This is a genomic window from Aquimarina litoralis, from assembly GCF_019295435.1.
Lineage (GTDB): Bacteria > Bacteroidota > Bacteroidia > Flavobacteriales > Flavobacteriaceae > Aquimarina > Aquimarina litoralis_A.
Genome location: NZ_WEKL01000001.1, coordinates 21,051 through 42,637, shown reverse-complemented (window position 1 = coordinate 42,637; position 21,587 = coordinate 21,051). Strand labels below are relative to the sequence as shown.

Below are 21,587 nucleotides of genomic sequence, written 5' to 3'. Positions count from 1 at the left end.
TCAGATTATAAAATTAGGCTTTAAACATTTCTAACAATGTTTTCTGTATATTAAATTCCTCTACGAAATCGTCAATAATCGGAAATAACTTTTTTGTTGATCCCTTCAACAATTGTATTTCATTTTTTCTTACAAAATTCGGATTAACATTTACTTGTATTTTATAACCAGAAATTTCACTCATTAAAGCCAAAATTTCTTTTATACTATAGACCCTGCCAGTACATATATTAAATATGTCTGATTTTATATCTGAAAGAATCAACTTTGTATAACATTTAGTTACAAAACTTACATCGTTAAACTCTCTATGAACATCAATATTCCCTAAATCTATTTCTTTTTTTCCAGCTTTAAAATGAGTTACAATTTTTGGAATCAAGAAATTCTCTCTTTGACCAACACCAGTGTAATTAAATGGTCTTACTATTATGATATCCAGTTTATCAAAAAAAGGTTTAACCATATTTTCCATCACCAACTTACTGTTGCCATAATGATTTACAGGTCTTGGATGCATATTTTCATTTAATTCGCCTTCTATGTTTCCGTAAACAGCAGCACTACTTGCGATTAGGATTTTTTTTGGTGTATACGCTAGTCTTGCAGCGGCATTTAACAAGTTTAAAGTTCCGAAAACGTTAACATTATAAATGTTTAATTGATCTTCAGCTGCCACGAAAGATATTGCAGCAAGATGTATCACATAATCTGGTTTAACCTCATCCAATATTTGATATAATGACTCTTCGGATAAGATATCACATTTAAAATGTTTACTAGATGTTTCCAGTAATGATGACCCGTATACATCGAACCCCTTTTCAGACAAGTAATTTTCTAAGTGTTTTCCAGTAAATCCAGATATGCCTGTAATAAAAACTCTTTTATTAGAAGGTACTTCCATTTTGATTTCTTTCTATATCTTTTAATACCATCATTTCACATAATTCATGAAGAGTTGTCTGTGGTTTCCATCCTAATTTTTCATTAGCTTTATTAGCATCACCAATAAGTAAATCTACTTCTGCAGGACGATAATACAAAGGGTTTACTTTCACTAATGTCTTACCGGTTGCACTATTTATTCCTACTTCGTTTTCATTCTTTCCTTGCCACTCTAAATCAATATCAATAATTTTAAAGGCTAGAGAAACAAAATCTCTAACAGTTTGTGTCTTATTTGTTGCCAAAACAAAAGTACCAGGTTCATCAATTTGCATCATTCTATACATGCCATCAACATATTCTTTTGCATAACCCCAATCTCTTTTCGCATCTAAATTTCCTAATTCTAAAGTATCTTGCTTACCTAAATGTATCTTTGCAACAGTATCACTTATCTTTCTTGTCACAAATTCTTTTCCTCTCAATGGTGATTCATGATTAAACAAAATACCACTTGTAGCAAATAACCCGAAAGATTCCTGATAATTTAATGTGGCCCAATGTGCAAAAACCTTTGCCACTCCATAAGGGCTTCTAGGATGAAAAGGAGTTTCTTCATTTTGAGGTATTGCTTGTACCTTTCCAAACATTTCAGAAGTTGACGCTTGATAAAATCGTATTTTTGGATTGATTGTTCTTATTGCTTCAAGTAAAYTCATAGCACCAACTCCAGTTATTTGAGCCGTAGCAATTGGTTGTGTAAAGGAAACACCTACAAAACTTTGTGCCGCTAAGTTATATATCTCATCTGGTTCTACTTCATTAATTATTCTATAGGCACTAGATAAATCAATTAAATCATACTCCAACAAATGAAGATTCGGATGATTATCTATTCCCAACTCTTCTATCCTCCAAAAATTTGTTGAACTGGTTCTTCTATAAGTACCATAGACCTTATAGTTTTTAGACAACAGCATCTCGGCCAAGTAAGCTGCATCTTGGCCTGTAATTCCTGTTATAATAGCTTTTTTCATAATCTTTTATTAAAATAAATTTATTGTCTTCTGAAATAATTTCTAAATATGAAATTCAACGAAAATATCAATTAATAATGCACTTTGAAGTTAATCAACCTGAATTCTAAATTCTAATACCTGTCTGTTATAGTAAGAATAGATTTTTATATTTCTTAGATATAACTGGCCAAGTATATTCTTCTTTGGCGATCGACTTCATTTTTGATCCTATTTTGACAATTTCATCATGTTCAATTATATAATTCAATTTCTCCTTTAAGTCCTGAGCTGTTTTAAAATATACGGCTTTATTATTGGTAGTAAATCTGTTATAATGCACATCAAATGCAATAATCGCTAAACCTAGATTCATTGCTTCTACTAAAGAAGGGTTAGTTCCTCCTGCACTATGTCCATGAATATAAAACCAACAATTACTTCTTAATTCATTTAATTTCTTTTGATCGTAAATTGGATCTAAAAGATAAAGGTTATCATCCGTATATTCGTTTTTCAACTCTGTACCATAAAGATTATTATTCCAATTACCTACTAACACCAAATTGAGATTGGTATTTCTAAAGGCTTCTAGAATAATATGAATATTATTTTCTGGTTCTATTCTACATACTTTAAAAGCATATTTATCTGGTAGATTATACTTAGTCTTAGTATCACTATTTAATTTTTCATAAAAAACATGATCACCTCCATAAGCAATTAAATTACTACTACTGTTATATGATTCTGAAACGTGATCTTGAATTCCCTTATTATCAGAAATAATTTCATGACTATAATTAACAGCTATTTCTTCCTGTTTTTTTAAGTATTTTTTCGCGTATTTACCCCATTTATCTCTTTTCCATTCTAAACCGTCAATGTTAGTAATTATTTTTTTTCTTGTAAAAAGCTTCACAAATGGAAGAACAAAGGCACCACTTACCCCTAAAATCAACAAAGTGTCCGCATAAAATAAAGCATGAAAAATTGAAACTATATCATACAAAATACTTGATTTTCCATTTGCCTCAATTGGTAAATAAATTAATCTTGCTCCATGATATGTTTTGGGTCTATCTTTATATTTTTTCTTACTACAATACACAGTAAAATCAAACTCGTTGCTTAGATTCTGAATTAGATAATCTGCAAGAGTCTCAAAACCTCCATATATCCCAGGAACTCCTACTGTTCCTATTACAGCTATTTTAACCTTGCTTTTTTGAGTCATTCTTCATCTTTTTGTTGTTAATTAAAAATAGCGAGCTTAATAAAGCAAAAAAAACTATTCCTTTGTGTACTTGTAGTACAGATTCTGTTAAAAAAACCAATAGTATAATTACAGCAAAAGATAAAAAAACAGGGTCTTCGTATATAATTGATTTTTTAACAAAGCTGCCCAACATGAAAAATAAATAAATAAGGCCAAAAATCCCTAAAGACAGAAAAGTCTGAGTATATTGATTATGTAAATTATAATTTAAATATTTTCCACGATGCAGATCATGTTTTACATAGAATTCATTTGTGTAATCTTTATAATCGCCCGTGCCAACTCCCAACAAAAAATGATTGTCCTCTATTAAATGCTTTATAGCCAATCTTGAAAAAACTAATCTAAGCGTTAATCCAGAGAAGTTTTCATTATAGGCATATTTATCCTTGAAAACAATCTCAAGATTAGGTTTCAATACATCCGAAAATCTTTCTTTAGTAACTGAAAAAAAAACAATGGCCAAACTGGTTGTTACAATTAAAAGAATACTTAATATTAATTTTTGAGCCTTAAGTCCTTTGGTTCGAAAAATAGCATAAAATCCTAAAATCAATGCTGCGAGTATAATAATTTTCGAAGATATTAACATTAGAACCACTAATGAATACGCCACAAGAATACCCATATATACTTGCTTATTTTTTACATTATTTTTATAAATGTTTTTTAAAACCAAAACAACACTCAAAACATAATACATCCCAAAATATACAGGATGTAATTCTTCCAATTTGGTAAATTCTTTATAAAAGAAACAATTTATATCCCTGCTATGCAGATAATTATACCCAGAAATTAAAAATAATATCAAACTTATAACCAAGCCAGAATATCCAAAAAACAATAAAGCCTTTTCTTTTTTTAGTTGTGTAATACTTGAGCTTGCTAATATTAATGGAAAAAGGAAAAATGGTAAAATTCTAACTATATATTTTAATCCTTCTTTACTATTTGCGGTATACAATAATCCCACTAGATACAACAAAAAGAACCCCATTAAGAACCAATTACTCTTACTAATTTTAATGGTCCGTATTTTTTTAATAAAATTAGATTGTAGTAACCATGATAGGATAAAAACATTTATGGCAATGCTATTAAAATTAATAGGAAGAAATAATGTAATTAGTACTAGTGATAATGCATAAAGTATAAAATCATCTCGATACTTATTAAAAAAAGTAATTTTTTCACTTCCCATTATATAGAGTTTTCCCTCAAAATTTGAAGATAATCTTGAGCTATTTTATCCCAATTATAATGTTCCTTTATATAGGAAACCTTTTTCGTTATATCTGGATCTCCAAATTCTAAGCATCGTTCTATTTTATTCTTCAGTTCCTGAATATTATAAGGATCAAAGTGGTTTTCTTCAAAAAAAGTAAAATCTGCCATTGCAGTTGCATTAGAACACAAGGTAGTGGTGCCAACCGCAATCGCTTCCAAAGGAGGAATTCCAAACCCTTCAGCAAAACTTGGGCAAACAAAAAGCTTAGCTCCTTTAAGAAACGCTTCTTGTTCTGAATTATCTACATTAGATATAAAGATAATACTCTCCTTTATTTGTTTATCTAGCTCATTTACGAAATCAAATAAGTCTTTACTTTTAATATCCTCTTTACCAATCAAAACTAAATTATAACCTTTATCATAAAGTTTTAATTCCACAAAAGCTCTTACTAATGCTATATGATTTTTTCTTGGTTCAATTCTGCTTAAATAAAGTATGTAATCATTAGAAATCTTATACTTTACTTTTATATCATCAATGTTTTCAATATTACTATTTTCAAAGAAGCGTTTACTTACACCACAAGGAATAAATTCTATGCGATCTTCTTCAATATTGTAATGTTCGGAAATGCGTGTTTTAGAATATATCGAATCAGTTAATAATATATCAGCTCTTTTAGCGGAACGTTTAAATAAAATGTTGTTCTTAATTCGGTAAGAATTAGGGAAATATTCAGGAAAATCATTAAAAAGCACATCATGCATTGTAACAATTTCCTTACAAGTTTTAAAAAGCGGACTTATATATTGAAAATGAGCGAAATCAATTTTATATTTCTTGATGATTTTTGGAAGATCTATTGCCAAACGATAAAATTTATTCTTTGAAGCAAACTGAACAAAAAATACATTCTTATTTTCCTCACCAAATTCTTCTTTTAAGATTTGTATATCATCAGCTACAAAATAAAAATTAATATCCTTAGCTATTGGAATTAGACTACTATATAACTCTTTTAAATAAGTTCTAGAGCCTTGATAGGGATAATTAAATATGTGAGCATCAATGAGTATGTTCATGTGATAATTGCTTAAGTAAAAAAGCTTTATTGATAAATAAACAAGTTACTACAAACCAAAAAAGCTGCGTATTAAAGTTTGAATTTAGAAGGGTCAAAAGTATTAATAAAATTTCGAAAACTGATCTTCTTGCTACTTTTTTAAAGATGGCATATACCACTAATAAGGCTCCAAAAAATCCATAATCATATAGAAATCCCGGTAAAAATTGAGGAGAAAAAATCATTTCTGGATGATTTGGAAACAACAATCTCGAGAAATAACTTTGAGAAGCATTGGCGCCATATCCCAAATAAAAATGCAAATCCAAAAAATCTATTTTTTCAATATAATAAAAAAAAGGTGCCACCCTAAAATAAGCACTTGAATCGATTGAATTAAGGTTTTGTAAAAAATTCCCGTCGAAAGAAAATAATAGCGACAGTAACTTTTTGAAACGTAAAATACTATTCGTTCCTATTTCAAATATTGAAATTATTAGAATTAATAGAATTGATGTAATTAAAATATAAAATAATTGACGGTAATTTAATTTCAAAAATGATATTGCCAAAACTAAAATTAAAATAATACCAATAGTAGATTTAAAACTAAATACCATAAAGAATAAAATACTCATAAGAATAAGTTTTTCTTTTCGCTTTGTGATTAGATTATTTAGTAAATAGTATATAACTATAACGATAATGCAAGCATAAGAAGGCTCAGAAGAGAGCGACGAATATCTGTATAAACTTTTACTTTCATCATAAATTATGCCCAACGGACCATGTAAAAGATAATACCCCTGTATTTCGGTTTTTAAAGCAACTAAGTCAAAAAAAACTAATATTTGTGAAATTATTAGCACTATGAAATAAGAATAAAAAATAGCTTTTAAAATATTAACAACCTGTCTTTTAGACACATATATTTCATGTGTGTTTTTATAGTAAATGAATAAAACTAGAAACAAAAATGAGTAAATTACTGATGTATATTTAAGATCGGTAAAATTAATTACCGATGAGATAATCATAAACATCAATATTAAAAAAGCAGAATCAGAATAAAAATTCGGAATACGATTGTTCAACAACGAAAGAAAAAACATTCCAAATAAGGCAAACAGAATATAAATTGAAATTTTTACACTTGCCACCTCTACAAAAAACAAATTTGTAGTTGCTAACAAAAACATCATTATTCCAAAAACAAAAGTGTTTAATTTAGATCTGCTTATGACCATACCTTTCGCTTTATGATTTATTTAGATGTTGAATCAAAGCATCTGACAACAAATTCAGGTTTCTTTGCGAGAGCACATCAGGAGACGTAGGTGTCCATGTTCCTTCAAAAGAGTGATGATACACAAAATTAGAAAACTCCTTAACACTCATTTTTTTATCATTTTCCCCATTTTTTTCCAAAATCAATGCTGATAAATTATCACAGTTGTTAAAGTCTTCTATAGAAATTTGATGGCAGTATTTTAGCTTATTGAAAAACATGGGGGCAAATGTAAAAGCAGTTTTTTCCATTAAAGCAGCTTCATATGCAATGGTGCCGCTAACGGTAAAAATAGTTTGACAATTTCTAATTAAAGCGTAAGAATCGGTCTTTTCATTTACTAAGTAACTATTCGGAAGATTCTGTATTTTTTGATAAAAACTTTTATCTCTATCTCCAATTGCATTGCTATGCTCTTTAACAACTAAACACCAATCTCCTGGAAGTAACTTCCATATATTAAAAATATTTATCCATTGATTATTGTAGTATTTACCTAATACATCAATAGACGCTTCGGGTTGTTTATGGAGAGGATAAACTACATACTTTTTATTTTTTATTTCATCAAATGAAATTGTTTTTATACTGTAATATCTTCTTCTATTTTTCTCCTCAGTATAGCCCCTTTTCAATCTATCCTTAAAATTATACAATAAGCTAGGATCATTTTTCTCCACATTCTTCTTCGATAGAAAGCGTTGAAATCTATTATATTTTGTTTTAAGCTTTAATGATTCATTTACTATTTTATCATTTACATTTACGTAGTCTGGTTTTTCTAATTTAATTAATGGGTGATTTAATTCTTGATAGTGTACATTATCATCTAATTTGAGGTCCTCTTTTTCTTCTTTAAAGAAAGCAAATCTTCCATTCGGAATTCGAACCACATGAGGATTATAATATCTACAATCTAACTCAACATTAGTATTAACCATTCTACTAATTAGTAGTTCATGAGACCATGTCAATTCTCCAAAAATAGTTGTTATTTTGTTTTTTCTAATGAATTCATACACTGGTTTCTGGATACTGTTTAAAAAGCGCAACCCAACTTCTTTATCCAGAGATAAAAATCTATCATTCGCAACTAATTCGTTTATTTTATAATCCCCAACTGATTCATGTGCTTCTAAATCTTTATGGATATATAAAATTTCATCTAAGTCATTCTTTTCAGACAAATATTTCAAGTATTTAGAATTAACTACTATCCAAAAAACCTTAATTTGATGCTGATCTTTTAAAATTCGAGCAACACCATCAAAAACATAAGTCTTCTCAAAATTCGAAACGAAACAAATGTTCTTCATTATTTTACTTTGTATAATTTCTGAGAAGAATAAACTCCTTCTTCATTTATTGATTTATATATAACCGATGATGGTCCAATTGTTACATTGTCACAAACTGACACATTTTTTGTAAAAGTGCAGTTAGAACCTATGAAAATATTATTTCCGAGAACAATAGATCCACTTTGGTAATTCCTTTTTGTATCGAAACCATGTGTCCATAACTCTGACCCGTTTCCGGCAAAAACAACATTATCTCCAATTGTAATTTCATTTGTCAAATCCACGTAATTACTCCTTAAAATTTCTGAAGTTTTGCCTAAAGTTAGATTTTGTCTTTCAAACACGAGCCCCTTATGGGTGCTATTCATAGGAATACCAGCGATAAAATTCCAACTAAAAATAATGGCTTTTTCTTTTAAAATTAATTTATTACAGTTTTTGATCCTATTAAATTTATTAATCCAGGCTCCTTCTTTTAATATAACTTTATCAGCCTGAATAAGGTTAAAATTGCCAATAGTTGATTTTTGTACAACAAATTTATTTACTTTAAAAATATTAAAATACCCTAATTTTGATTCGTATGATATATTAAACCCAAAAATTTTGTTATACATATAAATCTTCAGTTTATTAATTGGAATTATTGATATTAAAAGTGTTGTAATATTTTTCATTATATTTTAAAATAATAGCGCCTTCTTATTAAAATACCAGTAGATGTAACTAAAGCCACAAAGATACTGCACGTCATCGCATAAATTACTTTTTCAAGAAAAGGAATTGAAAACAGACTTATTACCCCTATAAAAACTAATGCATTTACAATAGCTAAATAAAGTTTAATAATGTTTTTATTTTCCCTACTATAAAATATTTCAATATATGAATAAATACACCACAATACTGTATATACAATTATAGCTATAGAAACCTGAAAAATCCTTTCACTCGTAATATCAATTGCTTTAAAATACCAATTAATGCTAAGAACTATGAATACAACTATAGCACTTAATATTATAAGGGTAATATATTTTAAAAGTATTTTTAAGTTAATTTCTTTAATTTCTTCTAAATATAAATCTTTCATCAAAAAAGCAACTATAGATGTGTGCGTTAATTGAATTAACATAGCATATCGTTGTGTTAAAGATAATAAGGTTGCTTCATCTAAAGTCAAATAATGTAGTGCATTAACTTTTCCGTAATTGGCAATGTACATTATTAAAAAAGCCTGAATAATAGTTGGCCAAGAGAATAGAAATGACTTGTGTAAAATAGCATAAAGTACTTTTTTATTTATATTCATTTTTTTGACAAATCGTTTGATGATTTTGAAAAAGAAATAAAAACAAAATAAAATTTGTCCTACAAAAACTATAAAAACATTAACTTCTAGTTTTAAAATATAAAAACAAAATATTGTGATTAATGAAATTATATTTGAAATAATAGTAACAAAAAGTGCTTTCTGAGGTTTGTTTACCAACCTATAATAAGAAGATAGAAACATAAACAGTACTACGAAAAGACATCTAAATACTATAAAAACAATATAATCTTCAAAAGGAATCCATAAGTAATGAACCAAAATGAAAAGAATACCAATCGTAAACAATACTGCATAAAGAATATGAAATGCGTTAAATATTGCGATTATTGCTGTTCTTTTAGACTTATGTTCACGATAATAATAAAAAAAATATCCTGTTAATCCGAAATCTAAAAAAGGGACAGCGACAAGTACAATAGAATAAATATACTCTACCGATACGTAAATTGACTTACTATTAAAAAGATAAAGTACCAGTAACGGTACTAAAAAAATAATCGCTTTATCAAAATAACTTAATGAAATAAATTTCAATAGAGCATAGTTTTTTTTTATTAACTGCATATATGCTTTAATGTTTAATCATTATGGTGATTTTCATAGAAATTTGGAACACGTTCAAATTGAGACTATAGTCATATTTGACCAAAATGAAACTACTTTTTAACCGTAAAAGTGTCTTCAAAAAACTACTCCGAATTTATATGCAATTATTTTTATTTTAATATTACATCTTTTTAGTTCGAAAATCTATAAGAATATCAATAAATCTAAATTTCAATTAATAAAAATCTTATTGGGAATAACTATAGTTACTTTTTAATAGCTTTTACAATATAAATTTGTTTCCATTTTTAAATTAATCTGTTATAATAACAAATCATTGCTGCGGTATTATATATTTTTAATAAATAGCCTTGATCCTCTTCCTTCCATGGTAATGATTTTTCCATAAACTTATTAATAAACCTATCTAACTTATATTTTTTGATAAATGGTTTTTCCGAATTTAAATCAGAGGTGAAAACTGATTTTATAGTATTTGACAATCCTTCATTAAAAAGAACATAAAATGTTGCTGGTGCAGCTTTGGATCTGTAGAACGTTTTATCATCTATCTTATCTTTAAGAGACATACGCAATAAATATTTATAAACGATTTTTTTTGCTTCCCCGAACTCAGCCTTCCCAAGCATGGTTTTTATTGCTAAATTAAAGGGTATTCCAGCTTTATATTTCGCAATCTCCATATCATAAAAAGGTAAAGCTATATATGAGTTATTCATTCTAGCCATATCTTGTAAATATCTAATATCCGAAACGTATTGTTCTCTCCATTTTAGCGCTACAATTTCATTATACAAGCCTCTTGCAGTATTAATTTTACTTAAATCTAATTGATAATTGCTTTTAAACTTATCAAAAAACTCTAAAGGTAAATCCTGAGATTTAAGGTGCATCTTATCTATTTTAAAATAGTATTTATACACGTATTTTTTTAGATTAAAAATATATGTTACCCTTAATAGACCTCTTAATTTTCTATTCCTAGATCCTTCAAATAACTTAAACAATGGTCTTAAAATATACATAAGTCCATTTAGTGATTTTAAAATTATTTTTGGTTTATTAATTAAGTTGAATGCTAATAAATCTACTTTATTGACCGAAGGGGTATGAAGTCTTGTGTCTTGACCAGCGTAGTATGTTATCTTATCAACATTTTCAAAATTATCATTAAAAATGTGTACACCCATATATGGATTATTCATTTTTAATATTAATTTTTCAAACTCTAACGATGATGTATTTTGTCTTAATTCCGTTTCAAAAACATCAATATCGATATCCAAGTGATTTGCTATGCTTTTCGCGTATACTGTCTCATCAGCATTTATTGCGTTTTTTACTTTATAAGAATGAGCCTTTATTCTATCTTTTTTAATTAAATCATCTAAAGCAATAATAATTGCCACTGAATCGATACCCCCAGATAGTAGAACTACATTTTCTTTATTGATATATTTTTTGTGAGCCTCAACTATTTTTTCTCTTAAAACACTAATATTCTGTTGTTCAGAAAGATCGTTCTCCTTGTTATCAAAAACAATTTCAAATTTTTCCTCTCTTAGTAATTGCAAGTTCTTATCAAAAAAGTACTCTCCTCCTATTTTAAATTCGTTTACTTCTTTATAAAATGTTTGACCATCCCATAGGTAATCAGAATATAAAAACTGGTAAACGGCTTCATCATCAAAATTGCAAGAAGAAAATTGCGTAATTTCATGCATTAAACTACTTATTACCAATTTTCGGTTTGTCTCGTCATGTCGATAATATCCAGTATTTATTCCTGATTTATCTCTGATCACTATTATTTCTGAGGTGAGTTTTTCTATGAATACGCCAAAATAATCACCTTTAAGAGATGATTTTATCAACTCAATGCTAAGGGTATCTTTAGAAAAAATGGATTCTAATTCATCTTTTATATTAGCATTTGAGATTAGAAAAAAAAATGCTATTTCATTTTCAAAAAAATACTCCCTATCATTAAGTTTATACTGAAATGATAGGTTATTTGCAATAAGTTCGTTAGTGCCGGCAACACTTGAATAATTAAATAAAAGTAGCATAGGCGTTACCTATTTATTTGATTTAATGAAAGAGGAGTTCCTCTTTTTATATCTTCATTTACAGTTTTGCCCAATATTTGATTGTAATATTTAGGATGCATTCCGTTTCCAGGTCTTATAGATCTTACATTTTCTGAAGATAATACATCGCCCTTTTTTATATCTTTTACTACAAACAAGGATCGCGCAAATTTTCTATTTTTCTTTACTTTCTCTGAAACTTCATAATTAGGTACACCAAGCATCTTTTCAGTATCTCTTACAGCTTTTACCATTTCGGTAAACTCTTTTTCATCTAGTGAAAAGTCTGCGTCAGGTCCTCCAATTGATTTGTTAAGGATGAAGTGTTTCTCAATAACATTAGCACCAAGAGTTGTTGCAATTGCTGGAGCTAAAGAACCATACGTATGGTCACTAAAACCTACCTCAACATTAAATTGATTCTTGATATCTGGAATTGTATTTAAATTTGCCAAGTCCAATGGTGCAGGATACGAGGATGTACATTTTAATAAAACAATATCTTCATTGCCAACATTTCTGCACGTATCAACTGCCAATTGAATATCTTCTTTTGTTGCAATTCCAGTAGAAATAATGATAGGCTTTCCTTTAGAAGCTGTATACTCTATTAAAGGTATATCCTGAATCTCAAAAGATGCTATTTTATATACGGGTACATCAAATTTCTCCAGAAAGTCCACAGCTGTTATGTCAAAAGGAGAAGAAAAACACATCAATCCTTCTTCAGCAGCAACCTTAAAAAGCTCTTCATGCCATTCCCATGGTGTATACGCTTCTTTATAAAGCTCATACAGCGTTTTTCCGTCCCACAAAGTACCTTCTTTAATTTGAAAGTGCTCATTATTCTCATCAATGGTCATAGTGTCTGGAGTATATGTTTGCAATTTTATGGCATCTGCTCCTGTTCTTTTAGCTGCTCTAATTGTTTCTATTGCAACTTCTAAACTTCCATTATGATTTGCTGAGAGTTCTGCAATTATAAAACAGGGATGATTCTCTCCTATATTTCTATTTCCTATCTTCATTTTTTTTAACTTATTGTTCTTATTATAACAAACGCTTCAGCATATTTTTTTCCTACTATTATTCCTCTTTGCTGTGCTAAAACTTTCAATGCTTTTGGTGATCTTGGATGAGGGAAAGCTCTTTTTTCGAATTCATAACTTTCCATTCCTTTTATTTTAGCATCGACATTTTCCTCAGAAACCTCTACAAAAAAATTAGGGATAAAATGTTTAGGATCTGAAGATGCTCTCCACTCTGTACCAGATGGCGTTTCAAAAGTGATTATTGTATGCACCTTTTCATGTTCCATAGGTCTAGTAGCTGTAATTACCGCTTCAAAAGTTCTTTGATGATCGATATTGACATCTCCTCCGTGATGAGTAAAAATAATTTCTGGTTGAAATTCTTGTTTTTCCGCTTCAATTACTTTAACGATATCCAACAAATCAACCGAGTCGAATCTATTATCTGGGAAATCATAAACACCAACTGATTCATAACCTATTGCTGCTCTAGCATCCTCAATATTTTGTCTATGCTTTTTCAATTCATCCTCCCACAATTTTGGATCTCGTTTATCTGATCTTGAAGTGATTCCTTCTCCTAGTATTATCGTTCTTATAGCGCAATTGCATTCTTTAATAAGTTTGTGCATTGTAGCTCCTAAGCCTAATAATTCATCATCTGGATGCGCTACTACTAGTAGTATTCTTTTATTTCTTAATGATTCTAACATCTGCTAATATTGTATTATTGGATTTCAAACTTGCTCTAGTAAATTCAAATTTAAAGTGATCATTTTCAAAATATGCTTTGGGATAACCTTCAGCATCCAACATTCTAATGTGATCATAGAGTTTACCTATTTCATCTATCTGCGCTATTTCACTCATAGCTGGTTTTCTCCTTTTAAAAAAAACTGGCTCTCCTTCCTGCTCAATAGGTGATAAATTATTTGAAACGATTTTAACAATCATTTCTTCAATTGTTTCATTGGTACGAATAAAAATTTCCTCTGCTGTTCCGTAAAGATCTAATTCTTGTTTCAGATAAATCGGACCTGCATCTAACTCTTTTACCACTTTTAATGCAGAAACTTTGGTCTTTTTATGTCCTCGAACAATTAAATTTTGCAAAGGACTACCACCTCTTCCATAAGGTAAATCTGTCATATGAAAAACAATACATTCAAAAGATGAAAAAATTTCCGCAGGAATAATATATGACCAATGTGGAATAAATATTTTACTAGGATTGATTTTTTTTAAATTTTCTAATAAAAAATCACTCTTATTATTTATCAGTAACCATTGAGCATCTGGAATATTTTTTTTTAGATTTTCTACCAATCGGGTATTCCATGTTTTTTCTGATAATACAACAAAATTATTCATCTTCTTTATAAATCTTTATTATATACTTTTTTGTATTGTGCACAAAAAAAGCAGGGTACCTTTCATTATCACAAACTCTTAATAGATCAAACTGTTCTTTAATTGATTTATTAATATCCAGCTCGCTATCATTAGGTGTTCTTTTTTTATAAAATGTTTCTTTTCCTTTTTGAGCAGTTCCATTGATCTTTGGATAATTTTCCAAGAATTTTAAAATTAATTCATTGGTAATTCTACCTTGCATATCTTTTATTTCATCTATAAGTTCATGCCCTATTAATTCAATGTTTTTCTGAAAATATATTTCTCCAGCATCAACTTTTTCAACAGCTTCAAATAATGTAACAGGTATCTCCTTTTTACCTTCTAATACCTGCCACGTAACAGGCGACCATCCCTTTCCTTTTGGAAGATCACTTTCATGAACTACTAAATTATGCTTATTCAAATGAAGGGCTCTAAAAATTTTCTCACATGACAACAAAAATAATAGTTCACCAGCTACGACTTCGCTATGATCATGTAAGAGAACTGGTGAATACCCAAATTTCAGTTTAATAGTATTTATTAATTCATTAGTATATGGAATGATCCACGAATTAGGGTTGTCAACTAGTATTTGAATTATCATACTTCTAATTCATTTAATAATTTTAAAAAACGTTTTTTCTGGTTTCCGTCAAACAACTTATATTGATTTGCAAGTTTTTTTTTGAAATCTGAAGTTTGATTTTTCATTATATCCTCCACTTTTTCTTTAAAATCACCTGAAGAATATTTTTTAAAATCACCTCCAGGATAAATAACATCATTATTCAGAAATCCTTTATAAATATTTATTTGATTATCAACATAATACCCTCCAAAAATCAACATTTTCACACAACAAACCTCATAACAAATTGTGCTTGTTGGCACTATGGCAAGATCACACTTATCCATAATATTAAGCATTTCTTTCTCAGCTAAATTCCTGTGTATAAAAACTTTGTCCTTTTTATCTTTGATCAAATCATGGATATCTTCATAATTATAAGCTCCTCCTAACACAACATGAATCTCTTTTACATCATTTATTCCAACAACTCCTTCTACACTTTTATAAGTTAAATCATAAAAATCTGATCCCCCAAAACAAATAAAAACATTATTGATACTTGTTTTTTCCTTCCTCTCTTTTGCTTTTTCAATAAAAAAAGGTCGTAAAATCGAATATTCTGTTCCTAAAGCAAATTTAGTGTATGATTCTGAACTAAAATCTAAAGACTTTAATGATGGCGAATGATTAATTACAATATCAGCATACATGTGTTCCTTTACCAAATCATCAATATAAACCAGTGAAAAGCCTAAAGACTTTATTTTCTTTTGATAATTTGATACAAAGTCATATCCATCTGCTATAATGATATGTTCTTTTGGAGCATACCTTTTCGCTAACCATTCTGGCTCTTCTTTTTCATCTACATTTTCAGGTATCAAAAGTTTTGTATACTCGTTTGGTATTATACCTGAGGTGGAAGAAGCACGAACTATATACACAAATTCGTATAATTCTTTAACCATTTCAACTATGGCAAAAAGACGATACAAATGTCCAAGACCAATAGAAGAATTTCCATCTGCTCTAAAGAGTATTTTCTTTCCCATAATCTAACATTAGTTCATACTTTATTTCTGCAAGTTTCCAATCTGTTAGAGTATCGATATCTTGTGCTTCTAACTCAGAAATAATAATCGCACCAGAGTTCTTAGTAAATAAGGTTCCTTCTTTTAAAAATGCTTTCGTATTTAACCAATAATATTGACCAGTATCATGGAAACGTTTTGGTAAGTCCTGAGATCTAGAATTTAAAAATTCATTCCATACCATTTTTATTTTTCCTTCATCAAAAGCCAAACAACGTTGGATAGGATAGGAAAATTCAATTACTGGAAATACGCTTTGTAATTTTTTTGAAATTAGTTCTTCAAAACCTTTTTTTATTTTATTTCCGCTTATAAATGGTGCTGTAGGTAATATACAACATATGTTATCATATTCTTTTCCTTTTTCTTTATAGGAATGGATTACTTCCATTACAACATCGGAAAGTGTTGCATGATCATCAGCATTTTTTACACTCCTTAAAAAAGGAACTTCAGCTCCATATTCTTTTGCTGTTTTTGCTATTTCATCGCTATCGGTAGAAACCATTACTGAATCGAATATACCTGAATCTATTGCCGATTCTATGGAATAAGCTATAATAGGTTTCCCTAAAAAAGGTCTAATATTTTTCCCAGGTATACGCTTACTTCCACCTCTAGCTGGTATGATTGCAAGATTACCCATGAATAAATTCTAAAACTTTAGAAATGACAAAATCTTGTTCTTCCGAAGTTAATGTGGGATACATCGGAAGGCTTAAACAATTAGAATAGTAGTTTTCAGAATTTTTTAAATCTGCTTCTTTATACCCTATCTCTTTATAATATGGAAGAGTGTGCACCGGTATATAATGTATTTGTGCAAAAATTCCATTTTCTCTTAAAAAGTCGTAAAGGTCTTTACGGTTATCTACCTCAATCACAAAAAGATGATGTGCATTATAGCTATTTTGTGGAAGTCCTTGGAATTTTACTTTACCTTCAAAAGCCTCTTTATATCTTTTTGCTATTTTATTTCTTTTAATAACTCCATTGGTGTTTTTTGCCAATTGGGTTATTCCCAATGAAGATTGAATATCGGTTAATCTATAATTGAATCCTAATTCTTGCATTTCATAATACCAACCTCCATGATTTTCAGACATATCTTCTTTGGTGATACCATGTGTTCTTAATAAAAGTAATTTCTTGTAAAGCTTTTCATCATTAGTGGTAATCATACCGCCTTCACCACAAGCAATATGTTTTACAGGGTGAAAAGAGAAAATACCAATATTTGCATATTTGGCATTCCCACACATTTGTTTTTCATTTTGAGAATCTTCAAAATAACCACCTGGAGCGTGACATGCATCTTCTATTATCCAAAGGTCATGTTCATTAGCAAGTGTTCTAAAAGCTTCTGTATCTACCGGTAAACCAGCAAAATCAACAGGTATAATTCCTTTAAAAAACCCTTTAGGCTTGCTTTCGATAAGTTTTCGAGTACTCTCTATGGAAAGCAAATAGGTTTCTGGGTCAATATCTGCAAACCAAACTTCTCCACCACAATATCTAATACAGTTTGCGGAAGCAGCAAATGTGATTGGTGTTGTAATTACTCTATCTCCAGAATTCAAGCCAAGCGCTGCTACCGAAATATGTAATCCTGCAGTTGCATTGCTTACCGCAACAGCATATTTGGAACCAACATAAGCAGCAAATTTTTCTTCAAACTCCTTTACTTTAGGACCTTGAGTAAGATAATCTGCTTGTAATGTTTCTATAACCGCATTTATATCATCTTTGTCAATAGATTGTCTGCCGTAAGGTATTGCCTTCATTATACAGTGAAATTTGGATCTACATGTTCTTTAACAAGTTTTCTTAAACTATCTACCGTCTCCCAATCAGTATTCTCTCCTGAATTATAATAAAACCCTTCCGGAACTTTTGTAGCGTTAAAATGCTCTACATACTTGTTTAAATCAAAAATTGGTTTTTGCGGAAGTATCGAATAGTATTTTCCTAGATCCCAAGTATTAAAAGAATCTGACATAGTTATCATTTCTTCATGTAGCTTTTCTCCTGGACGAATACCTACTATTTCTTGTACTGCTTCTGGAGCAATTGCTTCGGCAACATCTGTAATCTTATAAGAAGGGATCTTTGGAACAAAGATTTCTCCTCCCCAAGCCTTTTCAATAGCGTTGAAAACCATTTCACAACCATCTTCCAAACTAATATTGAACCTTGTCATTCTTTCATCTGTAATTGGCAATTTACCAGCTGCTTTTTTCTTTAAAAAAAATGGCATTACCGATCCATTTGACCCCATAACATTACCATATCTAACTACCGAAAACTTAATATCTCTTTTACCTCTAATATTATTAGCTGCTACAAACAACTTGTCTGAGGCCAGCTTTGTAGCTCCATAGAGGTTAATTGGTGCAGCAGCTTTATCCGTAGATAATGCAACTACATCTTTTACGTTACTTGCTAATGCGGCATCAATTACGTTTTCTGCTCCTAAAATATTTGTCTTTACACATTCCATAGGATTATATTCCGCTATATGAACATGTTTCATAGCTGCTGCGTGAATAACTATATCAATTCCTTCAAACGCTCTAAATAGTCTTTCTCTATCTCTAACATCTCCAACAAAAAAACGTAATGCAGGATACTTATCTTCAGGAAACTCTAGTCCCATCTGAAAATGCTTTTGTTCGTCTCTGGAAAATATTACCAATCTATTTACTTTAGGAAATCTTTTTAAAATGAGCTTAGTAAATGTTTTGCCAAAACTACCAGTTCCTCCAGTGATAAGGATTGATTTTCCATTTAAGTCCAACATAATTTCTTATTTTATCTTTGTTCTGTGTTTTTCAAATTATTTTTTTGCAAAAATAATTCTATTTTTCTTATAATTCTTATGATATTACATTTATAAGAGTGATTTATTTTTTTCTTCCACAAGTTTATATAACTTTTTGACATCTTGGCTTTTTCCATTACCCAAAACAACAATGCAATCATTTGTTTCTACAACCGTAATGTTTGATACTCCAAGTCCAAACACTTTTTTATTACCTAGGTAATAAGTACTTTCTAAATCTACCCCATCTATTTCAACCATGTCATTTACTTCACTTTCTTCATTTTGAAAAAAATCGATCAACGAATCAAATGTTCCTAGATCTGTCCATCCAAAATCCGAGGGCACGGTTTTAATTTTGTCACTTTTTTCGAAAACAGCATAATCAACACTTTCATCTGGTATTGTTTTCATTTTATCTAAACTAATAAGGCCGTCTTTAGCTGAAGTAATAGCATTGAAACAAGCTTGATAAATATCCTTTCTGTGTTTTTTTAACTCTTCTAAATATGTTTTAGCCTTAAAACAAAACATGCCACTATTCCATAGAAAGCTTCCCGAATTTAGAAATTTCTCAGCTGTTTTTTTATCTGGTTTTTCTCGAAAGCTTAAAACTTCTTCTTTATCATATTCTATGTAACCAAAGCCTACTTCAGGAGCTGTGGGCTTAATTCCAAAAGTAACTAAGTAGTTTTTTTTAGCCAATTGTATCGCTCTATCTAAACAAGTTTTATAAACATCTGTATTTGTGATCATATGATCACAAGGTGTAACAAACATTATATCATTTGGATTTAAACAAAGTGCAGTCAATGCAATTGCTGGTGCCGTATTTCGTCCAATTGGTTCTATAACTTTGTTCGAAAAGTTTTCTGAAATTTCATTAATTTGTTCATTTGCCTCAACAATTTGTTCGGTATTGGTAATTAATAAAAAATCATCTACCAGCTTTTTATTTCTGTTGATTGTGTGCTGAAATAACGATTGGTCATCAAATATTTTTAAAAACTGTTTGGGTTTAGATTTTCTTGAAAGTGGCCAAAGCCTAGTTCCAGAACCACCACTTAATACTACATTAATTATCTTATTCATTTGAATAATTGATTTAATATAAACTTCAAATAACTTGTGTTATTTGTCTTTGATTTGGACTGTATCAGACACAGATCCGATTAGTAAAGAATAATTTATAACTGACACATTGAATGCAAACTATAAGAGCATCATGTGCATTAATTTTCTTAGTGATTCTTTCCAATCTAAAACGTCAAAGCTAAATGAATTAATAAGTTTTTCTTTACTTAAAACACTATAATTAGGTCTTTTGGCAAGGGTAGGATAGTTATCTGTTTTCAGTAATTCAATATTTTTTTCTTTACTGATATATTTTAAGATTTCTTCAGCAAAATCATACCATGTTGCTTCACCGAGGTTACTAAAGTGATAGATTCCATATTTTAAGCTTCCGGAAGAAATAATGTGTAAGATGAATTCTGCAAGATCATTTGCATTAGTTGGAGTTCCCTTCTCTGCCGTTGTTATTGTAAGCTTAGATTCTGTTTCAGATTTGTTTAAAATAGTTTTGAAGAAATTCTTATTGTATTCTGAATACAACCACGAGGTCCTGATAATAAAATGTTTGTCTAAAATTTCTTGAATATATTTCTCTCCTTTTAACTTAGATCTCCCATATTCATTAATTGGATTGGTAATTTGATTTTCGGAGTAAGGTGTTCTTGTGTTTCCATCAAAAACATAGTCTGTAGAAATATGAATAAGGGTTATGTCTTGGTTTTTACAAACCTTTGCCAAATTATGTACTCCTTCTGCATTTACAAAAAAAGCTTTCTCAGTCGATTTTTCTGATTGTTCAACATTTGTATAAGCTGCACAATTTATGACATAATCATATTTATTGCTACTAAAAAGCGTATCGACACTCTTCTCGTTAGTAATATCTAGTTCTGATGATGTTTTAAAGCTAAAATTAAAATTTTCTATTTTTTTTGATGCCTTTTTAAGACATAAACCCAACTGTCCATTTGCTCCTGTAACAAGTATAGATATCATAATTTTGCGTTTCTAAAATTTGGAAGTATTATGTCTTTTTCTGAAACTATAATCTCTTCTTCCTTAACTTTCCAATCTATTTTCAATTCTTCATCATTGAAAATAATACCTCCTTCGGCTTCTTTATTATAAAAATTATCGCACTTATAGAAAAAAATAGCTGTATCACTTAAAGTAACGAAACCATGTGCAAACCCCCTAGGAATAAACAATTGTTTTTGATTATTATCAGACAATTCGATAGCTATATACTCTTTATAGGTTGGTGAATCTTTCCGCAGATCCACCGCTACATCTAACACTTTACCTTTAAGTACTCTAACCAACTTTGCTTGGGCATAATCTCCTGTTTGATAATGAAGTGCTCTTATTACTCCTTTAGCGGAAAAAGATTGATTATCTTGTACAAAATTGACTTTTTGGCCAATTAATTCTTCAAATTTTTTTTGATTATAACTTTCAAAAAAATAACCTCTTTCATCTTCAAAAATTGAAGGCTCTAAAACGAAACATCCTTTTAGCTTAGTTTCCGTTGCAATCATC

21 protein-coding genes are annotated in these 21,587 nt (G+C 29.4%); all 21 read right to left on the bottom strand.

Annotated features, from left to right (window positions below; genetic code table 11):
- Positions 1-13 precede the first annotated feature (13 nt).
- Positions 14-907, bottom strand: a complete 894-nt coding sequence (locus GBO31_RS00195) for a GDP-mannose 4,6-dehydratase (protein WP_219006282.1) — start codon at positions 905-907, stop codon at positions 14-16.
- Positions 891-1,925, bottom strand: a complete 1,035-nt coding sequence (gene gmd, locus GBO31_RS00190; protein ID WP_219006281.1) for a GDP-mannose 4,6-dehydratase — start codon at positions 1,923-1,925, stop codon at positions 891-893. The genes GBO31_RS00195 and gmd overlap by 17 nt, the downstream gene beginning before the upstream one ends.
- A 127-nt stretch (positions 1,926-2,052) precedes the next feature.
- Positions 2,053-3,141: a DUF1972 domain-containing protein gene (locus GBO31_RS00185; RefSeq protein WP_219006280.1), complete on the bottom strand. Its 1,089-nt coding sequence runs from the start codon at positions 3,139-3,141 to the stop codon at positions 2,053-2,055.
- A complete protein-coding gene (locus GBO31_RS00180) occupies positions 3,119-4,159 on the bottom strand; it encodes an O-antigen ligase family protein (RefSeq protein ID WP_219006279.1) in 1,041 nt (346 codons plus the stop codon). The genes GBO31_RS00185 and GBO31_RS00180 overlap by 23 nt, the downstream gene beginning before the upstream one ends.
- A 227-nt stretch (positions 4,160-4,386) precedes the next feature.
- A complete protein-coding gene (locus tag GBO31_RS00175; RefSeq protein WP_219006278.1) occupies positions 4,387-5,499 on the bottom strand; it encodes a glycosyltransferase family 4 protein in 1,113 nt (370 codons plus the stop codon).
- Positions 5,483-6,640, bottom strand: a complete 1,158-nt coding sequence (locus tag GBO31_RS00170; RefSeq protein WP_219006277.1) for a hypothetical protein — start codon at positions 6,638-6,640, stop codon at positions 5,483-5,485. Before GBO31_RS00170 ends, GBO31_RS00175 begins: the two co-directional genes overlap by 17 nt.
- Before the next feature lie 97 nt (positions 6,641-6,737).
- A complete protein-coding gene (locus GBO31_RS00165) occupies positions 6,738-8,084 on the bottom strand; it encodes a hypothetical protein (protein WP_219006276.1) in 1,347 nt (448 codons plus the stop codon).
- Complete coding sequence (locus tag GBO31_RS00160; protein WP_219006275.1) at positions 8,084-8,746, bottom strand: acyltransferase; 663 nt, start codon at positions 8,744-8,746, stop codon at positions 8,084-8,086. The genes GBO31_RS00165 and GBO31_RS00160 overlap by 1 nt, the downstream gene beginning before the upstream one ends.
- Positions 8,746-9,969, bottom strand: coding sequence for a hypothetical protein (locus tag GBO31_RS00155; protein ID WP_219006274.1), 1,224 nt, complete (start codon positions 9,967-9,969; stop codon positions 8,746-8,748). Before GBO31_RS00155 ends, GBO31_RS00160 begins: the two co-directional genes overlap by 1 nt.
- 290 nt (positions 9,970-10,259) lie before the next feature.
- Positions 10,260-12,041: an asparagine synthase-related protein gene (locus GBO31_RS00150; protein ID WP_219006273.1), complete on the bottom strand. Its 1,782-nt coding sequence runs from the start codon at positions 12,039-12,041 to the stop codon at positions 10,260-10,262.
- Positions 12,042-12,046: 5 nt separating this feature from the next.
- Positions 12,047-13,090, bottom strand: a complete 1,044-nt coding sequence (pseI, locus tag GBO31_RS00145) for a pseudaminic acid synthase (RefSeq protein ID WP_219006272.1) — start codon at positions 13,088-13,090, stop codon at positions 12,047-12,049.
- Between the two features lie 5 nt (positions 13,091-13,095).
- Positions 13,096-13,806, bottom strand: a complete 711-nt coding sequence (locus GBO31_RS00140; protein ID WP_219006271.1) for a PIG-L deacetylase family protein — start codon at positions 13,804-13,806, stop codon at positions 13,096-13,098.
- Positions 13,784-14,464, bottom strand: a complete 681-nt coding sequence (locus tag GBO31_RS00135) for a formyltransferase family protein (protein ID WP_219006270.1) — start codon at positions 14,462-14,464, stop codon at positions 13,784-13,786. The genes GBO31_RS00140 and GBO31_RS00135 overlap by 23 nt, the downstream gene beginning before the upstream one ends.
- Positions 14,457-15,095, bottom strand: a complete 639-nt coding sequence (locus GBO31_RS00130; protein ID WP_219006269.1) for a formyltransferase family protein — start codon at positions 15,093-15,095, stop codon at positions 14,457-14,459. Before GBO31_RS00130 ends, GBO31_RS00135 begins: the two co-directional genes overlap by 8 nt.
- Positions 15,092-16,114, bottom strand: a complete 1,023-nt coding sequence (pseG, locus tag GBO31_RS00125) for a UDP-2,4-diacetamido-2,4,6-trideoxy-beta-L-altropyranose hydrolase (protein ID WP_219006268.1) — start codon at positions 16,112-16,114, stop codon at positions 15,092-15,094. The genes GBO31_RS00130 and pseG overlap by 4 nt, the downstream gene beginning before the upstream one ends.
- Positions 16,092-16,799, bottom strand: a complete 708-nt coding sequence (gene pseF / locus GBO31_RS00120) for a pseudaminic acid cytidylyltransferase (protein ID WP_219006267.1) — start codon at positions 16,797-16,799, stop codon at positions 16,092-16,094. Before pseF ends, pseG begins: the two co-directional genes overlap by 23 nt.
- The gene (pseC, locus tag GBO31_RS00115; protein ID WP_219006266.1) at positions 16,792-17,937 is read right to left on the bottom strand and encodes a UDP-4-amino-4,6-dideoxy-N-acetyl-beta-L-altrosamine transaminase; all 1,146 of its coding nucleotides are present in this window, start codon (positions 17,935-17,937) and stop codon (positions 16,792-16,794) included. Before pseC ends, pseF begins: the two co-directional genes overlap by 8 nt.
- Positions 17,937-18,953, bottom strand: coding sequence for a UDP-N-acetylglucosamine 4,6-dehydratase (inverting) (pseB, locus tag GBO31_RS00110; RefSeq protein WP_219006265.1), 1,017 nt, complete (start codon positions 18,951-18,953; stop codon positions 17,937-17,939). Before pseB ends, pseC begins: the two co-directional genes overlap by 1 nt.
- A gap of 90 nt (positions 18,954-19,043) precedes the next feature.
- Entirely contained in the window at positions 19,044-20,066 is a 1,023-nt protein-coding gene (locus GBO31_RS00105; protein WP_219006264.1) for a mannose-1-phosphate guanylyltransferase, read from the bottom strand.
- Between the two features lie 120 nt (positions 20,067-20,186).
- A complete protein-coding gene (gene rfbD / locus GBO31_RS00100; protein ID WP_219006263.1) occupies positions 20,187-21,044 on the bottom strand; it encodes a dTDP-4-dehydrorhamnose reductase in 858 nt (285 codons plus the stop codon).
- The gene (gene rfbC, locus GBO31_RS00095) at positions 21,041-21,586 is read right to left on the bottom strand and encodes a dTDP-4-dehydrorhamnose 3,5-epimerase (protein ID WP_219006262.1); all 546 of its coding nucleotides are present in this window, start codon (positions 21,584-21,586) and stop codon (positions 21,041-21,043) included. The genes rfbD and rfbC overlap by 4 nt, the downstream gene beginning before the upstream one ends.
- Position 21,587 lies beyond the last annotated feature (1 nt).